Raw genomic sequence first — 2,183 nt, 5'->3', positions numbered from 1 at the left:
ATCTAAACCCTATCGAGAAAAAGTGGGCACAGGCTAAGTTTCTACGCCAAGGGTGGATGGAGAATAATTTACCAAAACTGTTTCAGGATATGGGCTGTATCTCTTTTATTATAGACTGACTATACTTGATAGCATTATAGAGTCAATTTCTCGCATACAAATCCGAGATAAGTTTATCAATGCAAACACTTCATTTGGCTCAAACTCGGCGTAACTTTTTTTAGCAAAATCAAAGCCTTTTAATTCTGTAGTTTTTTTTGACCAATAAATATTTAAATAATTGGAGTCATTTTTTATTAGTGAGCGATATCCTTCACTCAGATCTTCTCGAGCATGTGCTATATGATTTCGTCGTAACCTTAAGTATTTAATTGTTTTGATTATTCCATTTTCTGGTTCATTACCTAGCCAACTGGTCAATTTAAGTTTGAACTGTTCTTCTGGTTCCTTATGCTTTATTGCATCATGAACTGAAGGTATTATTTGAGCTCTAAATTCTTCAATCTCCTCTAAAAAACTTAATAAATACTCTACTGAGGCAATAACACTCATACTTACTAGTGTATGGAATGATTTATTGCGAAGCTCTGCTAGTGCACCAACTTTAATATGAAGACGCTTTGAAAACTCATTCTCAAGAAATATTTCTGTTGTGAAAGAATCTGAAACATCTAATGTTATCTCTGAAAAAATATTATTCACTTCAACATCTGAAAATAAGAAATAACAAAGCTGGTCGTTCATTTCTTCAAGCTTTGATTCAAACCTTCTTAATATATGAGATTTCAATTACTTACCACTCCTTATATTTAATTCCTAGCTCACGTTCACGCATGGCAAATAATAATTCGTTTAAAATATACACAAGCATTAGCTATAACTATAATGACCTTCTAATCAATGTTCTAATCCAAGACATTGCTGTCTCAATAGCCCAATCGGTTTGCGCAATAGAAAGCAAAGGCATTGGCTCACTGCCAGGCCCGTGACCCAAAGTATTTCTTACTTTACGGAAATAATCCTTAAGAATATCAGCTTCCCAAGTGTCTATATATCTTCCATTATGTTTACTCACAAGATTATCTATATAGTGTGAAGCTCCTTTTTCATTTCCTGAAGTTAAATTTCTTTGATCCGATATTATTTTTATTGCACTTTCTAAAGCCTTTGCAGCAAATAATGCAGGGTCTTTGTGACTTGAGTCTCTTCTATCTAACGCTTCTTTCATGTCTAAATTAACATTTTCCAAAGAGGATCTGAAACGAGATTCCAAAATGGGTTAGCTATATTTTTCTCAATAACCTCATCGGTAGAAACCTGAATAAAACCATTATGCAATGTCAGCGGAGCTTTTGCACGACGAAATCGCTCATTAATTTCTTCAACTTGAGATACATATGTATCATTCAAATTTCGACTCCATATTTTTAATCGTTCTACCGTACTATTATTAGCATGTATTCTGTGACTAGAATTTGCATCGCGTACTTTTGCATGTGATAAAGCTCTAGGTAGACTTGCGTTAACTCTTTCTAGCTCTTCATATCTTATACGCATTGCAAGTTCGACAAAACTTACTCTTTCCTTCATAAACGTATCTGGTTCATTAACTATAGAAGAGTATTCAGACTTAACGAATTTCTCACAGACATAATTCCAGCTAAAGAATCCACTCACAGGCACAGATTGACCTAAATGATTTTTACTAGTATATGAATAATACCTTTTAAAAAGTTCATCTACTCCTAACTCTCTAGCTAAATTATCATGCAACGTTTTCCATTTTTCTACATTTTCTTTGATAGGTTTACCATCAGACGTGTAGTATGGAATTGCTTCCTTTACAACACTATATAACTGATTAAGAAGTCGTAATTCTGACTCCGAAATAACTTTCCAAATTGGAAAACTTAAGTATCGATAAGCAAATATATCCGTTAGCATCTTTCCGTTCCGACATTTAATTTAAATTTATCATACTACCTTAGTCGACAATATAGAACCATCAGAAACAAAGAAAACCCCCTTCTGCTTTTGCAGAAGGGGGTTTTACTTTGAATAGAGAGCTGACGATGACCTACTCTCACATGGACGAATCCACACTACCATTGGCGCAATGATGTTTCACTTCTGAGTTCGGGAAGGGATCAGGTGGTGCCATCATGCTATTGTCGTCAGCAAAG

Annotated in this window: 3 protein-coding genes and 1 rRNA gene; all 4 read right to left on the bottom strand. The window is 34.5% G+C overall.

Going from position 1 to position 2,183, the window contains the following annotated elements:
* Positions 1-108: 108 nt before the first annotated feature.
* Positions 109-789, bottom strand: coding sequence for a hypothetical protein (locus JMW94_RS14605; RefSeq protein ID WP_201604888.1), 681 nt, complete (start codon positions 787-789; stop codon positions 109-111).
* Between the two features lie 91 nt (positions 790-880).
* A complete protein-coding gene (locus tag JMW94_RS14600; RefSeq protein ID WP_201604887.1) occupies positions 881-1,228 on the bottom strand; it encodes a hypothetical protein in 348 nt (115 codons plus the stop codon).
* A gap of 2 nt (positions 1,229-1,230) precedes the next feature.
* On the bottom strand, positions 1,231-1,944 hold the full coding sequence (locus tag JMW94_RS14595) for an AbiJ-NTD4 domain-containing protein (protein ID WP_201604886.1): 714 nt from the start codon (positions 1,942-1,944) through the stop codon (positions 1,231-1,233).
* A 120-nt stretch (positions 1,945-2,064) separates the two neighbouring features.
* Positions 2,065-2,179, bottom strand: a 5S ribosomal RNA gene (gene rrf, locus JMW94_RS14590).
* Between the last annotated feature and the right edge of the window lie 4 nt (positions 2,180-2,183).

Origin of the sequence: Psychrobacter immobilis (genome assembly GCF_904846185.1) — a bacterium.
Lineage (GTDB): Bacteria > Pseudomonadota > Gammaproteobacteria > Pseudomonadales > Moraxellaceae > Psychrobacter > Psychrobacter immobilis_B.
The sequence above is the reverse complement of the archived record's forward strand: the minus strand, read 5'-3'. Positions and strand labels throughout refer to the sequence as shown.